16 protein-coding genes are annotated in these 16,102 nt (G+C 70.2%); 10 read left to right on the top strand and 6 right to left on the bottom strand.

Annotated elements, in window-relative coordinates:
* Positions 1–9 precede the first annotated feature (9 nt).
* Complete coding sequence (locus tag W7U_RS06475; RefSeq protein ID WP_008256099.1) at positions 10–732, top strand: lysophospholipid acyltransferase family protein; 723 nt, start codon at positions 10–12, stop codon at positions 730–732.
* On the opposite strand, the gene W7U_RS06480 is transcribed toward W7U_RS06475, so the two are convergent.
* Entirely contained in the window at positions 729–2,021 is a 1,293-nt protein-coding gene (locus W7U_RS06480) for a glycosyltransferase 87 family protein (protein ID WP_193375232.1), read from the bottom strand. The genes W7U_RS06475 and W7U_RS06480 overlap by 4 nt on opposite strands.
* 117 nt (positions 2,022–2,138) lie before the next feature.
* Between W7U_RS06480 and W7U_RS06485 the strand changes: the two genes are divergently transcribed.
* The 3 genes from W7U_RS06485 to W7U_RS06495 all read left to right on the top strand — a co-directional run bounded on the left by W7U_RS06485 (position 2,139) and on the right by W7U_RS06495 (position 4,966).
* Positions 2,139–2,999, top strand: a complete 861-nt coding sequence (locus W7U_RS06485; RefSeq protein ID WP_170320589.1) for a hypothetical protein — start codon at positions 2,139–2,141, stop codon at positions 2,997–2,999.
* Positions 3,000–3,008: 9 nt separating this feature from the next.
* On the top strand, positions 3,009–3,503 hold the full coding sequence (locus W7U_RS06490; RefSeq protein WP_008256110.1) for a polyadenylate-specific 3'-exoribonuclease AS: 495 nt from the start codon (positions 3,009–3,011) through the stop codon (positions 3,501–3,503).
* Positions 3,504–3,577: 74 nt separating this feature from the next.
* Positions 3,578–4,966 (top strand): 3-deoxy-7-phosphoheptulonate synthase class II, encoded by a 1,389-nt coding sequence (locus tag W7U_RS06495; RefSeq protein ID WP_008256111.1) that lies wholly within the window; start codon positions 3,578–3,580, stop codon positions 4,964–4,966.
* A gap of 6 nt (positions 4,967–4,972) precedes the next feature.
* Here W7U_RS06495 and W7U_RS06500 read toward each other — a convergent pair whose 3' ends face one another.
* Positions 4,973–6,262, bottom strand: a complete 1,290-nt coding sequence (locus W7U_RS06500; RefSeq protein WP_008256112.1) for a protein kinase — start codon at positions 6,260–6,262, stop codon at positions 4,973–4,975.
* 80 nt (positions 6,263–6,342) lie between these two features.
* Here W7U_RS06500 and W7U_RS06505 point away from each other — a divergent pair, with 80 nt between their 5' ends.
* A complete protein-coding gene (locus W7U_RS06505; RefSeq protein ID WP_008256113.1) occupies positions 6,343–6,747 on the top strand; it encodes an Rv2175c family DNA-binding protein in 405 nt (134 codons plus the stop codon).
* Here W7U_RS06505 and W7U_RS06510 read toward each other — a convergent pair.
* Together W7U_RS06510 and idsA2 are read right to left on the bottom strand one after the other, a co-directional pair.
* Positions 6,741–8,288 (bottom strand): alpha-(1->6)-mannopyranosyltransferase A, encoded by a 1,548-nt coding sequence (locus tag W7U_RS06510; RefSeq protein WP_008256114.1) that lies wholly within the window; start codon positions 8,286–8,288, stop codon positions 6,741–6,743. The genes W7U_RS06505 and W7U_RS06510 overlap by 7 nt on opposite strands.
* 4 nt (positions 8,289–8,292) lie before the next feature.
* On the bottom strand, positions 8,293–9,342 hold the full coding sequence (gene idsA2 / locus W7U_RS06515; protein WP_008256115.1) for a bifunctional (2E,6E)-farnesyl/geranyl diphosphate synthase: 1,050 nt from the start codon (positions 9,340–9,342) through the stop codon (positions 8,293–8,295).
* 261 nt (positions 9,343–9,603) lie between these two features.
* Between idsA2 and W7U_RS06520 the strand changes: the two genes are divergently transcribed.
* Complete coding sequence (locus W7U_RS06520; RefSeq protein ID WP_008256116.1) at positions 9,604–10,500, top strand: mycobacterial-type methylenetetrahydrofolate reductase; 897 nt, start codon at positions 9,604–9,606, stop codon at positions 10,498–10,500.
* A gap of 10 nt (positions 10,501–10,510) precedes the next feature.
* Here W7U_RS06520 and W7U_RS06525 read toward each other — a convergent pair whose 3' ends face one another.
* Positions 10,511–11,161 carry a DUF3153 domain-containing protein gene (locus tag W7U_RS06525; protein WP_009953480.1) on the bottom strand — a complete coding sequence of 217 codons (651 nt, stop codon included), beginning with the start codon at positions 11,159–11,161 and terminating at the stop codon, positions 10,511–10,513.
* 166 nt (positions 11,162–11,327) lie between these two features.
* Entirely contained in the window at positions 11,328–11,936 is a 609-nt protein-coding gene (locus W7U_RS06530; RefSeq protein WP_008256118.1) for an N-acetyltransferase, read from the bottom strand.
* A 326-nt stretch (positions 11,937–12,262) separates the two neighbouring features.
* Here W7U_RS06530 and W7U_RS06535 point away from each other — a divergent pair, with 326 nt between their 5' ends.
* The 4 genes from W7U_RS06535 (at position 12,263) to W7U_RS06550 (ending at position 16,048) form a co-directional block, all read left to right on the top strand.
* Positions 12,263–12,667: a DUF3040 domain-containing protein gene (locus tag W7U_RS06535; RefSeq protein ID WP_008256119.1), complete on the top strand. Its 405-nt coding sequence runs from the start codon at positions 12,263–12,265 to the stop codon at positions 12,665–12,667.
* Positions 12,668–13,105: 438 nt separating this feature from the next.
* Positions 13,106–13,537 carry a division/cell wall cluster transcriptional repressor MraZ gene (gene mraZ / locus W7U_RS06540; RefSeq protein ID WP_008256120.1) on the top strand — a complete coding sequence of 144 codons (432 nt, stop codon included), beginning with the start codon at positions 13,106–13,108 and terminating at the stop codon, positions 13,535–13,537.
* A complete protein-coding gene (gene rsmH, locus W7U_RS06545) occupies positions 13,512–14,798 on the top strand; it encodes a 16S rRNA (cytosine(1402)-N(4))-methyltransferase RsmH (RefSeq protein WP_136244833.1) in 1,287 nt (428 codons plus the stop codon). Before mraZ ends, rsmH begins: the two co-directional genes overlap by 26 nt.
* The gene (locus W7U_RS06550) at positions 14,798–16,048 is read left to right on the top strand and encodes a hypothetical protein (RefSeq protein ID WP_008256128.1); all 1,251 of its coding nucleotides are present in this window, start codon (positions 14,798–14,800) and stop codon (positions 16,046–16,048) included. The genes rsmH and W7U_RS06550 overlap by 1 nt, the downstream gene beginning before the upstream one ends.
* Positions 16,049–16,102 lie beyond the last annotated feature (54 nt).

Below are 16,102 nucleotides of genomic sequence, written 5' to 3' on the forward strand. Positions count from 1 at the left end.
GGGAGGGCCATGTGGTACTGGCTATTCAAGTACGTGCTCCTCGGCCCGTTGCTGTCACTGCTGGGGCGGCCGAAAGTTGAAGGCCTAGAACACGTTCCGAGCTCCGGGCCGGCGATACTGGCAAGCAATCACCTGGCCGTGATGGACAGCTTCTATCTTCCGCTGGTGGTGCGGCGCCGAATCACCTTCCTGGCCAAGTCGGAATATTTCACCGGCACCGGTTTGAAGGGGTGGTTCCAGCGGTGGTTCTTCACCGCCGTCGGGCAGGTGCCGATCGACCGGACCGACGCCGACAGCGCCCGGGCCGCGCTGACCACCGCGCAACAGGTGCTGGGTGAGGGCAAGCTGCTGGGCATGTATCCCGAAGGCACGCGGTCCCCGGACGGCCGGCTCTACAAGGGCAAGACGGGGCTGGCGCGGCTGGCGCTGCAGACCGGGGTCCCGGTGATCCCGGTCGCGATGATCGGCACCAACGTCGTCAACCCGCCCGGGACCAACATGTTGCGGTTCGGCCGGGTCACGGTTCGCTTCGGCAAGCCGATGGACTTCTCGCGCTTCGACGGGCTGGCCGGCAACCGCTTCATCGAGCGGGCCGTCACCGACGAGGTGATCTACGAGCTGATGGGGCTGTCCGGGCAGGAATACGTCGACATCTACGCGGCCAGCCTGAAAAAGGGCGGTGACGCGGCCGACGGTGAGGCCGCGCGGATTCCCGAGACCGCGGCCGGTTAACCGACGGCGGTAGCCGGCGCCAGCGGCTCCGGCGCGGCCTCCCGCGAAACGCCGCGGGCGGTCACGGTGACGCCGGCCGCGACGATGACCGCCAGCGCCCACCACACGTACGACATCCCGGCGAGTTGGCGCCACCACACCGCGCTCGCCTCGTGATGCTTGGGCAGCAGGTCGATCGGCGTCCACCTCATCAGCGCCACCCCCACGGCGCTGACGACCATCAGCAGTGCGTTGCGGCGCCGCCAGCCCAAGACGGCCGTCACCAGCACCGCGGGCAGCACCCACACCCAGTGGTGCGACCACGACACCGGCGAGACCACCAGCCCGAACAAGGCGACGCAGACCAGCGCGAGCGTGGGCTCGCCGGCGCGCAGCACCCGGCGCATCGCCCACACCGTCGCCGCCAGCACGAGCAGGGACGCCGCCACCCACAGCAGGAAGCGCTCCTGCTGTCCCAGCCCCAGCCGGGCCAGGGCGCCGGCGATGTTCTGGTCGGTGTTCAACGACGCCGAACCGATCCGGTCGGTGTGATGCACGGTGTGCGTCCAGTACTCCCAGGAGTCGTTCCAGGCCAGCACGAAACCCAGCAGCGTCGCCCCAGCGAACGAGGCCAGCGCGGTCAACGCCGCACGGTGATCGCGGCGCAGCAGGAAATAGAGCAGGAAAACCGCCGGCGTCAGCTTCAGCGCCATGCCCACCCCCAGCAGCAGCCCGCGCGGCCACGGCGTGCGGCGCGGCACGCAGTCAGCGATCACCAGCGTCATCAGCACCACGTTGATCTGGCCGAAGGCGAAGTTCGAGCTGATGGGTTCCAGCCAGACCGTCGCGGCCGCGGCGGCGACGACGGCCAGCCACCACCGGCGCAGCCAGGCCGGGCCGGGCAGCACGGCCGACGCGCTCCAGACGTCGAGCCGGGTCAGCACGATCACGGTCGACACGACCAGCAAAACCAGCGTCAGGGCGGTGATCGCGACACTGGCGGCCGGCATGTGCATCCAGGCGAACGGGCAGAACACGATGGCGGCCAGCGGCGGATAGGTGAACGGCAGATCGACGATCGGCGTGTGGAACAACACGTCGCCGCGGTACAGCGGGCGGCCGTCCATCCAGGCCCGGGCGCCCATCTGATAGACGTCGATGTCGATGCGATACGGGATGTGCCCGAACAGCTGCCACGCCGCGTAACCCAGCCCCGCCGCGGCCGCCAGCCAAGCCGCGCCCCACACCAGCGCCCGCCCGGGGGCACGCTTACCTGAGAAGCCCGCCCCGGGCGCCTGCCGTGTACTCATGTCGCACAACAGCGTAATGGGTGCCCGCGCCCGGACACCCCTGGTGCAGCGCGGCTCCCACGGCCGCGGCGCGGGGAGGCGTAGGTTTCAAGGGTGCTCCACTCGTTCGTGGACGAGATGTCCCGATGGTTCGAACATGACATTCACGACCGGGGCCACCTGCCACTGTTGTGCTGCCTGGTGGCCTTCATCCTGACGTTTTTCGTCACGCGGACGTTCGTGCGGTTGATCCGGCACCGCGTCGAAAACGGCCGGCCCACCAAGTGGTGGCACCCGCGCAACGTCCACGTCGGGGGAGTGCACATCCACCACGTCACGTTCGGGGTGGTCCTCACGTTGCTCTCCGGGCTGACGCTGGTGACCCTGTCGATCGACGGGCACGAGCCCCAGTTCATGATGGCCGCCACGTTTTTCGGGAGCGGGGCCGCCCTGGTCCTCGACGAGTACGCGTTGATCCTGCACCTGTCCGACGTCTACTGGTCCGAGGACGGCCGCACCTCGGTCGATGCGGTCTTTGCCGCGGTCGCGGTGGCCGGGCTGCTGATGATGGGCCTGCACCCGCTGATGTTCTTCCTGCCGATCTGGCACGACGCCAACTCGTGGGCGCTGCGCGCCGTGGTGGGGGGCGCCATGGCGTTGACGCTGCCGCTGGCCGTCGTGGTGGTGCTCAAGGGCAAGGTCTGGACCGGCCTGCTGGGCATGTTCCTGGTCATCTTGCTGGTGATCGGGGCGGTCCGGCTGTCGCGCCCGCACGCGCCCTGGGCCCGCTGGCGGTACGCCACGCAGCCGGACAAGATGCGCCGCGCGCTGCAGCGCGAACGGCGGCTGCGCCGCCCGGTGGTGCGGGCCAAGCTCTACCTGCAGTGCGCCATCGCGGGCACGCCGCGGTTTCCGGATCAACGTGCGGTGGACGCCAGGTTGGACGACGAGGTTCATCCCGCCCCGGCGCCCACCGGTCCGATCCTGATCAGCAGATAATCTCCCTTCGTGCGGTACTTCTACGACACCGAATTCATCGAGGACGGCCGCACCATCGAGCTCATCTCGATCGGGGTGGCCGCCGAGGACGGCCGCGAGTACTACGCGGTGTCCACGGAATTCGATCCCGAGCGCGCCGGCCCGTGGGTGCGCGCCAACGTGCTGCCCAAGCTGCCGCCCCCGGCGTCGCAGGTGTGGCGCTCACGCAGGCGGATCCGCGAGGACCTGGAGGAGTTCTTCGGCGTCAATTCCGGGCGGGCGGCCGCTGAGCCGATCGAACTGTGGGCGTGGGTGGCGGCCTACGACCACGTCGCCCTGTGCCAGTTGTGGGGCCCGATGCCGGACCTGCCGCGGGCCATCCCGCGTTTCACCCGCGAGCTGCGGCAACTCTGGGAAGACCGGGGCAGCCCCCGGATGCCCCCGCGGTCGCCCGATGCCCACGACGCGTTGGTCGACGCCCGCGATCAGCTCCGCCGCTTCCGGTTGATCACGGCGGGAGACTAAGACGGCCGCGCTCGACGGCGTTCACGCTGATCAACCCTGACCGGGGGCGTCCGCGACCCGGTTACGATGGACCGATGAACTGGACCGTCGACATCCCGATCGACCAGCTGCCGCCGCTGCCGCCGCTGCCGACCGATCTGCGGGCGCGATTGGACGCCGCGCTGGCCAAGCCGGCCGCCCAGCAACCCAGCTGGCCCGCCGATCAGGCGTCGGCGATGCGCACGGTCCTCGAGAGCGTGCCGCCGGTCACGGTGCCGATGGAGATCGTGCGGCTACAGGAGCAGCTCGCCCAGGTGGCCAGGGGTGAGGCGTTCCTGCTGCAGGGCGGTGACTGCGCGGAGACGTTCACCGAGAACACCGAACCCCACATCCGCGGCAACGTGCGCACCCTGCTGCAGATGGCGGTGGTGCTGACCTACGGCTCGAGCATGCCGGTGGTCAAGGTGGCCCGCATCGCGGGGCAGTACGCCAAACCGCGATCGGCCGACATCGACGCGCTGGGGTTGAAGTCCTACCGCGGCGACATGATCAACGGCTTCGCCCCGGACGCCGCGGTGCGCGAGCATGATCCGTCGCGATTGGTGCGCGCCTACGCCAATGCCAGCGCGGCGATGAATCTGGTTCGTGCGCTGACGTCGTCGGGGTTGGCGTCGCTGCATCTGGTCCACGACTGGAACCGCGAGTTCGTCCGGACCTCGCCGGCGGGCGCCCGCTACACGGCGCTGGCCACCGAGATCGATCGCGGCCTGCGCTTCATGAGCGCGTGCGGGGTGGCCGACCGCAACCTGCAGACCGCCGAAATCTACGCCAGCCACGAGGCTTTGGTGCTCGACTACGAGCGGTCGATGCTGCGGCTGTCCGAGAACGACAGCGGCGAGCCCCAGCTGTACGACCTGTCGGCGCACACCGTGTGGATCGGCGAGCGGACCCGCCAGCTCGACGGGGCGCACATCGCCTTCGCGGAGGTGATCGCCAACCCGATCGGCGTCAAGATCGGCCCGACGATCACCCCGGAGTTGGCCGTCGAATACGTCGAGCGGCTCGACCCGCACAACAAGCCCGGCCGGCTGACACTGGTGAGCAGGATGGGCAACAACAAGGTGCGCGATCTGCTGCCCCCGATCGTGGAGAAGGTCCAGGCCACCGGTCACCAGGTGATCTGGCAGTGCGACCCGATGCACGGCAACACCCACGAGTCGTCCAACGGGTACAAGACCCGCCACTTCGACCGCATCGTCGACGAGGTGCAGGGCTTCTTCGAGGTGCACCGCGCGCTGGGCACCCATCCCGGCGGCATCCACGTCGAGATCACCGGGGAGAACGTCACCGAGTGTCTTGGTGGGGCGCAAGACATTTCGGACACCGACCTGGTCGGCCGCTACGAGACCGCGTGCGACCCACGGCTGAACACCCAACAGTCGCTGGAGTTGGCCTTCCTGGTCGCCGAGATGCTGCGCGACTGAGCGCGCCTACAGCAGCCCGTTGAGGTTGCTTCCGACGGTCCACGCCGCGGTCGCCACCAGGCCGGTCAACGCCAGCACCAGCGCCACCCACACCAGCACCATGCGCCGATTGTGCTGGCGGGTCCACACGAATTCGCTGATCGGGATGCCCGCGAATTCGCCTGCGACAGGCTCATATTCGTAGTCATCGTCGTCCTCGTCGGGTTCGTCGACGGCCGCGGCCGGGCGCTGCGGGCGCGGCCAATCCTCGGGGCCCCGGGTCAGTTGGCGGGTGGGCTGGCGCACCGGGGCGGGCCCGGGCTGCTGCGCGGTGGCCGGGCGCTGGCCCATCCGGCTGTGCTGCAGCGCGGCCGAGCGGTGCTGCGCGGAGTTGCGTGGCGCCGGCACGGAGAAGTCCGGCAGCGCAAGCTCATCGGCGATCGCGTCGAGATCGGCACCCATCTCGGTCGCGTCGGCGTACCGGTCGGCCGGGTCGCGGGCCGTCGCCCGCTGCACGAACTGGTCGAACTGCACGGGCACACCGTCGATGGACGCGCTGGGCGCCGGCACGTCGGTGTCCAGCCGCCGGTAAGCGATCGACAGCGCCGAGTCGCCGGTGAAGGGGGTGTGCCCGGTCAACAGCTCGTAGGCGAGGATGCCCGCGGAGTACACGTCGCTGCGCGGGCTCGCGTCGCCGTCGCGCACCTGCTCGGGCGACAGATACGCCGCGGTGCCCAAAATCACACTGGTAGAGGTGATTCCGGCGGCGGCGACGGCGCGGACCAACCCGAAGTCGGCGATCTTCACCTCGCCGTCGTCGGAGATCAACACGTTCTCCGGCTTGACGTCGCGATGCACCAGACCGGCGCGGTGCGCGGCGGCCAACCCGCCGAGCACCGGACGAAGCACCGCCGCCACGGCGTAGGGCGGCATGGGTCCGCGCTCGCCCAGCAGCTCGCGCAGGGTGCCGCCCTCGATGAGCTCCATCACCAGAAACGGGTGCCGAGCGTCGGAGCCCTGGTCGTAGACCGCGACCAGCCCGGGATCCTTCAGGCGTGCGACGGTGCGGGCCTCGCGCTGGAAGCGGGTGAGGAACTGCTCGTCGCCCGCGTAGCGAGAATCCATCACCTTCACGGCGACGGGACGGTCGAGCCGGGTGTCGAGACCGCGGTACACCGTCGAGGTGCCGCCGCTGGCGATCTTCGCCTGGATCAGGTAGCGGCCGTCCAGCAACGCGTTGTCCAACGGGTCCGCCGTCCCGGCCTCCGCCGGCGGACGATGCGGACCGGCCCGGCCGGGCGGATGAGCTTGGGCCACGGGGCCATCGTAGGTGCGGCGCCATGATTGGGCGGAAGAACACGGGCTCACGGCGCGTATCAAGGCTTACACTTGCGCGGATGAGCAGTATTCCTGCCGGCGACGATGTGCTAGATCCCGACGAGCCGATCTACGACCTCCCGCGGGTCGCCGAATTGCTTAAAATCCCGGTAACCAAGGTCCACCAACAGCTCCGCGATGGCCATCTGGTCGCGGTCCGGCGCGGCGAGGGCGTGGTGGTGCCGCAGGTGTTCTTCACCCAGTCCGGTGAGGTGGTCAAGAGCCTGCCGGGATTGTTGACGATCCTGCACGACGGCGGCTACCACGACACCGAGATCGTGCGCTGGCTGTTCACCCCCGACCCGTCGCTGACGGTGACCCGCGACGGCACCAAGGACGCCATCAGCAATGCCCGCCCCGTCGACGCGCTGCATGCCCACCAGGCCCGCGAAGTCGTGCGCCGGGCGCAGGCGATGGCCTACTGAGCCGGTGCGGCGACCTCGGCCGGGCCGGTCCGAGGGCGGGGTGTCCGGTACAGGGTGTACCAGGCGATCAGCGCGACGGCGGTGGCCAGCGAGAAGTGCAGCCACGAGTACATCCCATGCGAGCCATCGGGTTTGAAGATCACCATCACCCAGGTCGACGCGCCGCCGATGATCGCCACCGCCCGTCGTGACTGGGCCAGGGGAGCCACGATCGCCAGCGGCCACGAGTAGTACCAGGGCAACGCGGCCGGGACGAACAGCACCACGATCAGCATCGAGTACGCCATGCCGGTGAGCGCGGCCCGGTCATCACGCCGGAACCGCCACCACAACAGCGGCAGCGAGACCGCGATGATCGCGATGCCGACCAGCCGGGTGACCCGCAGGAGCGGATAGAAGCTCACGGGAAACAGCCCGCTGCCGATCGCGTGGATCAGGTTGGCCGCCGCGGTCGGCACGGTCAGCCAGTTGATGATCTTCACCGAACCGGCCAGCGCGGTCAGCCATCCCAGCCCCACGCCGGCCACCGCGGACAGGATCGCGAACACCACCGCGAAGACCAGCAGCGACGCCGCCGCGGCCGCGAGAAGCGCTCGCGCGGAACGATATCCCCGCCGGTCGCGCAGATCCCGCGCCCACACCCACACCAGGAAGGGCAGCGCGATGCCGGCGGTGGCTTTGACCGCGATGGCGACCGTGATCAGCGCGGTGCCCGCGACGTGGCGACCGCCGAACGTCAGCGCGATGCCGGCGGCCATCAGGCCCACCATCAGCATCTCGTTGTGCACGCCGCCCATCAGGTGGATGAGCACCAGCGGGTTGAGCACGCAGATCCACAGCGCCGTCGAGGGGTCGGCGCCCAGGTGCCGCGCCACTCGCGGAGTGGCCCAGATCAACAGCGCCAAACCGGGCAGCATGCACAGCCGCAGCAACATGGTGCCCGCCACCACGTTGTTGCCGACGAGGACGGTGATCAGCTTCGCCACCAGGATGAACGCCGGACCGTAGGGGGCGGTCGTGATCGACCAGATGGGACTGACGTTGTCCAACAAGATGTTTGGATTGGCGACCGGGCCGACGGCGTAGGGGTCCAGGCCGTCGCGCAGCAGTGCGCCCTGCGCCAGATACGAATAGGTGTCCCGGCTGAAGACGGGCACCGACACCAGCAGCGGCGCCAGCCAGAATCCGGTGGTGGTCTTCATGACGAACTCGGTCGCGTCGCCGGCCAGCACGCGGCGGCCCAGGCCCAGCCAGGCGATCAGCATGAGGCCGACGCCGGTCCACAGCACGATCGACGACAGCACCAGGCCGTGGCCAAAACGCAGCCAGGACATGTGAATCGACTCGAGCAGCGGGTCGTGCTGGCGGGTGCTGCCCGCGCCCAGCCCGCCCAGGGTGATCAGCACCGACCCCAGCAGGCCCAGTTTGGCCGGCCGCGATTCGTCGGCCGCCACGAACGCCCTCAGCTGGGAAAACCGTTCGCCGCGAGGGGGTTTGGCTGCCGGCGCGTCGTCGGCCGGGGTGTCGGTCGGAGTCGTCATCGGTTCAGGCGGACCGGTTCGTGGCGATCTTGGCCAATTCGGACAGCCCGGCTTTGGCCGCGGTGTTGATGGGGGCGGCGGCCAGCGTCGCCAGCGCCCGCTGGGTCAGCGTGGCGATGCGTTGTTCGGCCGCGGCCAGGGCACCCACCGACTCGATGACCTCACGCAGCCGATCCACTTGCGCGTCGGTCAGCTGGGCGCCGATCGAGGTCCGTAACAGGTTGGCCGCCACCGGGTCTGACGTCTCCGCCAACTCCACCGCCTCGGCCAGCAGCACGGTGCGCTTGCCGGATCGCAGGTCGTCCCCGGACGGCTTGCCGGTCACCGCGGGGTCACCGAAGACGCCCAGGACGTCGTCGCGCAGCTGGAACGCCACCCCGAGGTCCGTGCCGAACTGGCTGAAGATGTCGTGGACGTCGGGTCGGTCGGCGGCGGCGGCCACGCCGAGCTGCAGCGGGCGCGACACGGTGTAGCAGGCGGTTTTGAAGGTGTCGACGTTCATCGCCGACGCGATCGAGGCGGCGGCGCTGGCTTCGGCGACGATGTCGAGGTACTGCCCGCCGAGCACCTCGGTGCGGATGTTGGCCCACACCCGGCGGATGCGGCGCTGGGCCTGCGGCGTCAGGTCGACACCGAAGACGATGTCGTCGGCCCAGGCCAGGGCGAGGTCACCGAGCAGGATGGCGGCCGACGCGCCGAACCGCTCGGGCGAGCCCTGCCAGCCCCGGTCGCGATGCAGGGTCGCGAACTGGACGTGGGTGGTCGGCCGTCCCCGCCGGGTGGAGGAGTCGTCGATCACGTCGTCGTGCACCAGCGCGCAGGCGTGCAGCAGCTCGAGCGAGGAAAACAGCAGCAGCACTTGCTCGTCGGGTTCGTCGGTGGCCACGGCGCGCCACCCCCAGTAGGCGAACGCGGGGCGTAGCCGCTTCCCGCCGCCCAGCACGAAATCTTCGAGCGCGGCGATCAGGCCGTTGTAGTCGTCGCCGATGTAGGCGGTCTCGGCGCGCCGCTCGTCCAGATACCGCCGCAACTGTTCGGTGATGGCGCCGGTCAACTCGACGGTTGCCGCCGCTGCTGTGGCTTTGACGCTCAGCGCGGCGCCCCTTTCTGCTCGGCTGGCTGGGTGTTCCAGGCCCGACCAGTGTATTCGTCGCGCGGCCCGGGGTGGGTCCCGCGTGAGGTCGCCGGGCGCACCCAGTTGCTTCGACTGCCTCACTAACCCGCCCCTATGCTTGCGGGTGCGCTGGGGCTCGCGCGGATGCTGCGCGGCCAAGAGACGCCCCGGGCCCATAGTCGTCGGACGGAGAGAAGCCGCGTGACCCTCAACACCATTGCGCTCGAACTGGTGCCACCAAACGCCGACGAAGGTCGGGAGCGGGCACTCGAAGAGGCGCACAAAGTGGTGCGGCATTCGGCCGAGGCCGGTCTGGACGGCCGGATCCGGCACGTGATGATCCCCGGGATCATCGCCGAGGACGACGACCGTCCCATTCAGATGAAGCCCAAGCTGGATGTGCTCGACTTCTGGTCGGTGGTCAAGCCGGAACTGACCGGGATCAGGGGCTTGTGCACGCAGGTCACCGCGTTCATGGACGAGCCGTCGCTGCGGGGCCGGCTGACCGAGTTGTCCTCGGCCGGAATGGAAGGCGTGGTGTTCGTCGGCGTGCCGCGCACCATGAACGACGGCGAGGGCTCCGGCGTCGCCCCGACCGACGCCCTGTCGATCTATCGCGAGCTGGTGACCAACCGCGGGGTGATCCTGATCCCCACCCGCGACGGCGAACAGGGCCGGTTCAACTTCAAGTGCGACCAGGGCGCCACCTACGGGATGACCCAGTTGCTGTATTCCGACGCGATCGTGGGGTTCCTGAGCGAGTTCGCCAGGCAAACCGATCACCGGCCCGAGATCCTGCTGTCCTTCGGTTTCGTGCCGAAGATGGAAAGCCGCGTCGGACTGATCAACTGGCTCATCCAGGACCCGGGCAACGCCGCGGTCGCCGCCGAGCAGGAGTTCGTCCGCAAGCTCGCCGAATGCGAGCCCCCGCAGAAGCGTCAGCTGATGGTCGACCTCTACAAGCGCGTCATCGACGGGGTGGCCGACCTCGGTTTCCCGCTGAGCATCCATCTCGAGGCGACCTACGGGATCTCCGGTCCCGCGTTCCAGACCTTCGCGGAGATGCTCGCGTACTGGTCACCCACCCAGCAGGGTTAGCGCGGCGAGGCTAGGTGGGCGGCGGCTGGTCGCGCGGCGCGGTGAGCCGCGGTGAGCGGTCCCGGCCGACCCACGCCAGCAGCCCCACCACGCCGGCGGCCGCGAAGGACGCGATGCCCAGCCACACCACGGCGCCGGTGAAGGAACGGGTGTTGGGGTCGGTGTAGCGGGCCTGGGCGGTCATGGTGCTCACCACGCCCGGCTTGAGCTTCCAGGACACCACGTCGGGCTCGACCCGGTCGCCGTTGGTGGAGGTGACCACCCCCGGAAAGGCGACCGTCAGCTCGACGTCCGCCTCCGAATCGGTCAGCGACGTCAGATCCGCGCGGCCCTCCAGGATCACCAGGTTGCCGTTGCGGCGCAGCGACAGGTTGACGCCGGAGGCGTCGGAGTTCATGTTGGCCAGCTGCGGCAGCTCGGCGAACGTCAGATCGGAGAACACCGCCTGGGAGCCGACGTAGCCGTCGCTGTCGTAGTTCGACACCGCCACCTTCTGGCTGAACGGCAGGTTGTTGCTGTCGAGCTGGGGGCCGGTGTCCTTGGGGGTCTTGGGTTTCGCGGCGGCGACGATCTCCCCGGAGACCAGGTCGTCGGGGGAGACGGTGAGCGAGGCCCGGACCCGCAGGCATCCGGTGGCCAGCGGCACCAGCAGCAGCAACATCGCGATGGCCAGCAGACGGCGCCGTCGGGCCCGGGGGGCTTTCACGCCGCGGCCGCGGGCTGGGGGAGAGCTGGCGCGCACCAGGTCATCGTGCCAGATCCGATGTGCCACTTGAACAAGGCCACTCCGGAGCGCGGGCGTCCGATGCGCGCCCGGTTCCGCGGTGTCACAGCGGTAGTTCGCGGCCCAGGATCGCAAACGCCCGCGGGTCGCCGGCGAAGTGGTAGCGGCGGATGACGTCGGTGAAGCCCAGCCGGCGGTACAGCCGCCAGGCGCGGTTGGGCTCGCCGTTGGTTTCCGGCGTCGACAGCAGCACGTTCTTTTCCGCGCGCCCGGCGAGCAGCCGCCGAGCCAGCGCCTCGCCGAGGCCGCGGCCCTGGGCGCGGGGATGAATGTGCAGCTCGGTCAACTCGAAATAGCTGTTCATCAGCCGGGCGATCTCGTGGGGCGGCGAGCCGCCGCGCTGCATGCCCAGCACCACCTGCTGCTGCCACCATTGGCCGGGCGCCCCGGGATAGCCGTAGGCCACGCCGAGCAGTGGGGCGCTGGTCAGATCCTCCGCCGAGGGCATCGGCGCGCCCTCGTCATCGGGCCCGTCGGCTTCGACGACCCCGGCGCCTTGCCAGCCACGGCGGCGGATGTGCTCGAGCCACATCGCGGCGCGCTGTTGCTCGGTGCCGCGCGGGTAGCGCATCGCATCGACGTACACCGTCAGGGCGTCGGTGAGGCGACGCTCCATGTCGTGGGGGAGCAGATCGATGAGGAATATCCCCAACTCGCGGTGCCCTCCTCATCCGGTGATCGGTCTCGTTCGATGCTGCGGCGTTCTGACCCGGCTGCTAAGAATCATTATCGGACCCCCACGGGCCGGCGCGACGAGCGGTCGTGGCACCGAACCAACGGACGCCCCCGGGTCGGGAAGCCGGTTGTAGCGCACGGGCGTTCCGGTCTGGCGGATTGCCGCGATCCGGCCGGGATAGAATCGGCGCGGAACCAGTGGTATGGGGCAGATTGACCTCGTATCATTCAATTAGTTGCCCGCGCAACGGGCATCGCGTGCTATCGATAGTCACGTGCCAAACTGTCGGCAAGGAGGGACGAATGCCACTCTCCGATCATGAGCAGCGAATGCTCGATCAGATCGAGAGCGCTCTCTACGCCGAAGACCCCAAATTCGCGTCAAGCGTCCGCGGCGGGGGCTTTCGCGCGCCCACGGCCCGCCGGCGCCTGCAGGGAGTGGCGCTGTTCGTCGTCGGCCTGGCGATGCTGGTGTCGGGGGTGGCGTTCAAGGCCACCTGGATCGGCGGCAGCGTCCCCATTCTCAGCATTTTCGGGTTCATCGTCATGTTCGGCGGCGTGGTGTTCGGCATCACCGGTCCCCGATTGTCAGGCAGGCCAGACCATTCCGGCTCCGCGCCCACCTCGCTGCGCCAGCGCCGCAACAAGGGCGGGGGCTCCTTCACCAGTCGCATGGAGGATCGGTTCCGCCGCCGCTTCGACGACTGAGCGCCGACCCACCCGCACGGGGTAGCCGCTGGCTGCCCCGTTTTGCATTTCTCCCGCGTCGTCCGCGCCTCGCGCCGCCCCGGCCGTCATCGTCGCAGCTTCCGGCCGGCTGACTGACGCCGCGCAACCGTCGATACCGTTTTGCGCCCCAACCGAGCCCTAGCCGACGCGCGGGCCGGCGGTTAATCCCCACCGGGCCCCACTAGAGTTCCCCACTACGCCCCACCGGCGACATTTTCCCTGCTAGCTGCGCTGCCGGGGCCGCCCTGAATCCCGGTGCGAGGGCCGCCCGACACGCCTCTCGTAGCGCGTCGAGGGCCCCGTGACGACGGAGAACCCGGAAAACGCCACGGCGACATGCCATGAATGGGGCGAAGTGGGGGATTGTGGGGTATGGTGGCTGCAGTGTTTGGGTGACCTCGAACGGGAGGTGAGCTGGTGTTTCTTGGCACCTACACGCCCAAACTCGACGACAAGGGGCGGCTGACGTTGCCCGCCAAGTTCCGTGACGCGCTGGCAGGGGGGTTGATGGTCACCAAGAGCCAGGACCACAGCCTCGCCGTCTACCCGCGGGCGGAATTCGAGCAACTGGCCCGCCGGGCGAGCAAGGCGTCGCGAAGCAACCCTGACGCCAGGGCCTTCCTGCGTAACCTCGCCGCCGGCACCGACGAGCAGCACCCCGACGCCCAGGGCCGCATCACGTTGTCGGCCGACCACCGTCGTTACGCCAGCCTGTCCAAGGAGTGCGTGGTGATCGGCGCGGTCGACTACCTCGAAATCTGGGATGCGCAGGCCTGGCAGGACTACCAGCAGACCCACGAAGAGAACTTCTCCGCGGCCAGCGATGAAGCACTCGGCGACATCATCTGAGGCGCATGCCCGTGCAACGTGGCCTCTGCCCGAACCGACCCTGGCGTACTTCCCCAACGCCAGGTTCGTGCCTTCGGACAGGGACCTCGATGCAAGGGCGCCACACCTTTTCCGGCACGCTCGGGCCATACCGGGGCGTGCGGCCCACGGGTGGCGGCAGAACCGGGGAGGCGTTGCGGTGGCTGACAATTCAGGGCGCGGTGATCGCAAGCGCGGCCGTGGTGACCGCAAGCGCGGCGCAGCCGGGCGCAGCGGGTCGCCGCCATCGGGATCAGGCGGGCACGTGCCCGTCCTGCTGGAGCGTTGCGTCGCGCTGCTCACGCCCGCATTGACCCGCCACCACCCGGACGGAACGGGGGCGACCCTCGTCGACGCGACCGTCGGCGCGGGAGGGCACGCCGAGCGGTTCCTCACCGAACTGCCCGGCCTGCGGCTGATCGGACTCGACCGCGACCCCACCGCCCTGGACATCACCCGAACGCGGTTGGCGCGATTCTCCGACCGGGTCACGCTGATGCGCACCCGCTACGACGGCGTCGCCACGGCGCTGGCCGAATCCGGCTATGCCGCAACCGAATCGGTCGACGGGATGCTGTTCGACCTCGGCGTGTCGTCCATGCAGCTCGACCGCGCCGAACGCGGCTTCGCCTACGCCCATGACGCCCCGCTGGACATGCGGATGGACCCCGACGCGCCGCTCACCGCCGCCGACATCCTCAACACCTACGACGAGGCCGAGCTGGCGAACATCCTGCACCGCTACGGCGAGGAGCGCTTCGCGCGGCGCATCGCCGCGCACATCGTGCGCCGGCGGGCCCGCCAGCCGTTCGCGTCGACCGCGGACCTGGTGGCCCTGCTCTACGAAGCGATTCCGGCCGCGGCCCGGCGCACCGGCGGGCACCCGGCCAAGCGCACCTTCCAGGCGCTGCGGGTCGCGGTCAACGACGAATTGGATTCGCTGCGTGCCGCGCTCCCGGCCGCCCTGGACGCGCTTGCCGTCGGCGGGCGCATCGTGGTGATGGCGTACCAATCGCTGGAAGACCGGATCGTCAAACGGTCGTTCGCCGAGGCGGTCGCGTCCCGCACCCCGGTGGACCTGCCGGTCGAACTCCCCGGTCACCAGCCGCGATTCCGGCCCCTGACGCAGGGTGCCGGACGGGCCGACGCCACCGAGATCGAACGCAACCCGCGTAGCGCCGCGGTGCGGCTGCGGGCCCTGCAGCGAATGGAATCACAGCAGGCAACCGGGAAAGGCGATTGATGAAAGCGGACCGCGAGACGTCGAAACGACGCGGCGGCAGCGACCGCCGGGGCGCCCGCGACGGTGCTGCCCGACGGGGCAGGCGCCCGGCGCCCGAACCCGGCGCGGCGCGGCGCGCCCGCGGCGCCAGGACCACGGCGCCCGCCCGCGAATCCCGCGCGCCCAAGGCCGGTCCGCAGAGCAGCCCCGTCGCCCGGCCGGTCGAGCGGTCGGCGCGGCCGAAGAACGCCAGCCAGGCCAAGGCGCGCGCCAAGGCCCGCAAAGCCAAGGCGCCCAAGGTCGTTCGGCCCAAGCTCACCGAGCGTCTGGCCGCCCGGCTGGCGTCGATCGACCTGCGGCCGCGGACACTTGCGAGCAAGGTTCCGTTCGTCGTGTTGGTCATCGGAGCGCTGGGCGTCGGGCTCGGGCTCACGCTGTGGTTGTCCACCGACTCCGCCGAACGCTCCTACAAGTTGAGCCACGCCCGCGAGCGGACCCGGTTGCTGCAGCAACAGAAGGAGGCCCTGGAGCGCGACGTGCGTGAGGCCGAAGCCGCGCCCGCGCTGGCGGAGGCCGCCCGCAAGCAGGGCATGATCCCCACCCGGGACACCGCGCACCTGGTCCAGGACCCGTCCGGGAACTGGGTGGTGGTGGGCACCCCCAAACCCGCCGACGGTGTTCCGCCGCCGCCGCTGAACACCAAGCTCCCCGACGAAGCGCCGCAGCCCCCGAAACCCGCGGCGCCCGCCGCGGAGATCCCGATGCGGCTCGAGCCGGTCCCCGGCGCCCCCGCCCCGGCCAGGTCGGGGCCCGAAGCGCTGCTGCGCGCACCCGACGGCGCCTCCACGGTGGGCGGTCAACACTTCCCGCCGGCAGTTCCGCCGGTGCCCGGCGCGCCTGGCGCCGCCGGCGCGCCCCCTGCCGGTACGCTGCCCGGCATGCCAGGCGGCCCCGTGACCGGTGCGCTCCCCGGCATGCCCGGCGGGCCGGTGACCGGCGCGCTGCCGACGCCGGGATTGCCGATGCCGGCCAGACCCGCGACCCCCCCGGTGCCCGCCGAGGTCCCGATCCCGTTGGGCGGCCTGCCCATTCCGGCCCCGGGCCAGCTACCCGCGCCCCTGCCACCGGAGGTTTCCGTCCCGGTGCCGCTGGGCCGCGCGGCCGGCCCCCAGCCGATCGCCCCCGCCGCTCCGGCGCCCGCCCCGATGCCGCAACCGGGTACCGGCTCCCTGCCCGGGCCCCCCGGCGCGGTGCCAGGTGCTCCCAGGTGAGCCGCGGCGACACCCCACGGGCACGCCGGTCGCAGGCCGCACGCCCGACACGCG

The organism is Mycobacterium sp. H4Y (assembly GCF_000364405.1).
GTDB classification, from domain to species: Bacteria; Actinomycetota; Actinomycetes; order Mycobacteriales; family Mycobacteriaceae; genus Mycobacterium; species Mycobacterium intracellulare.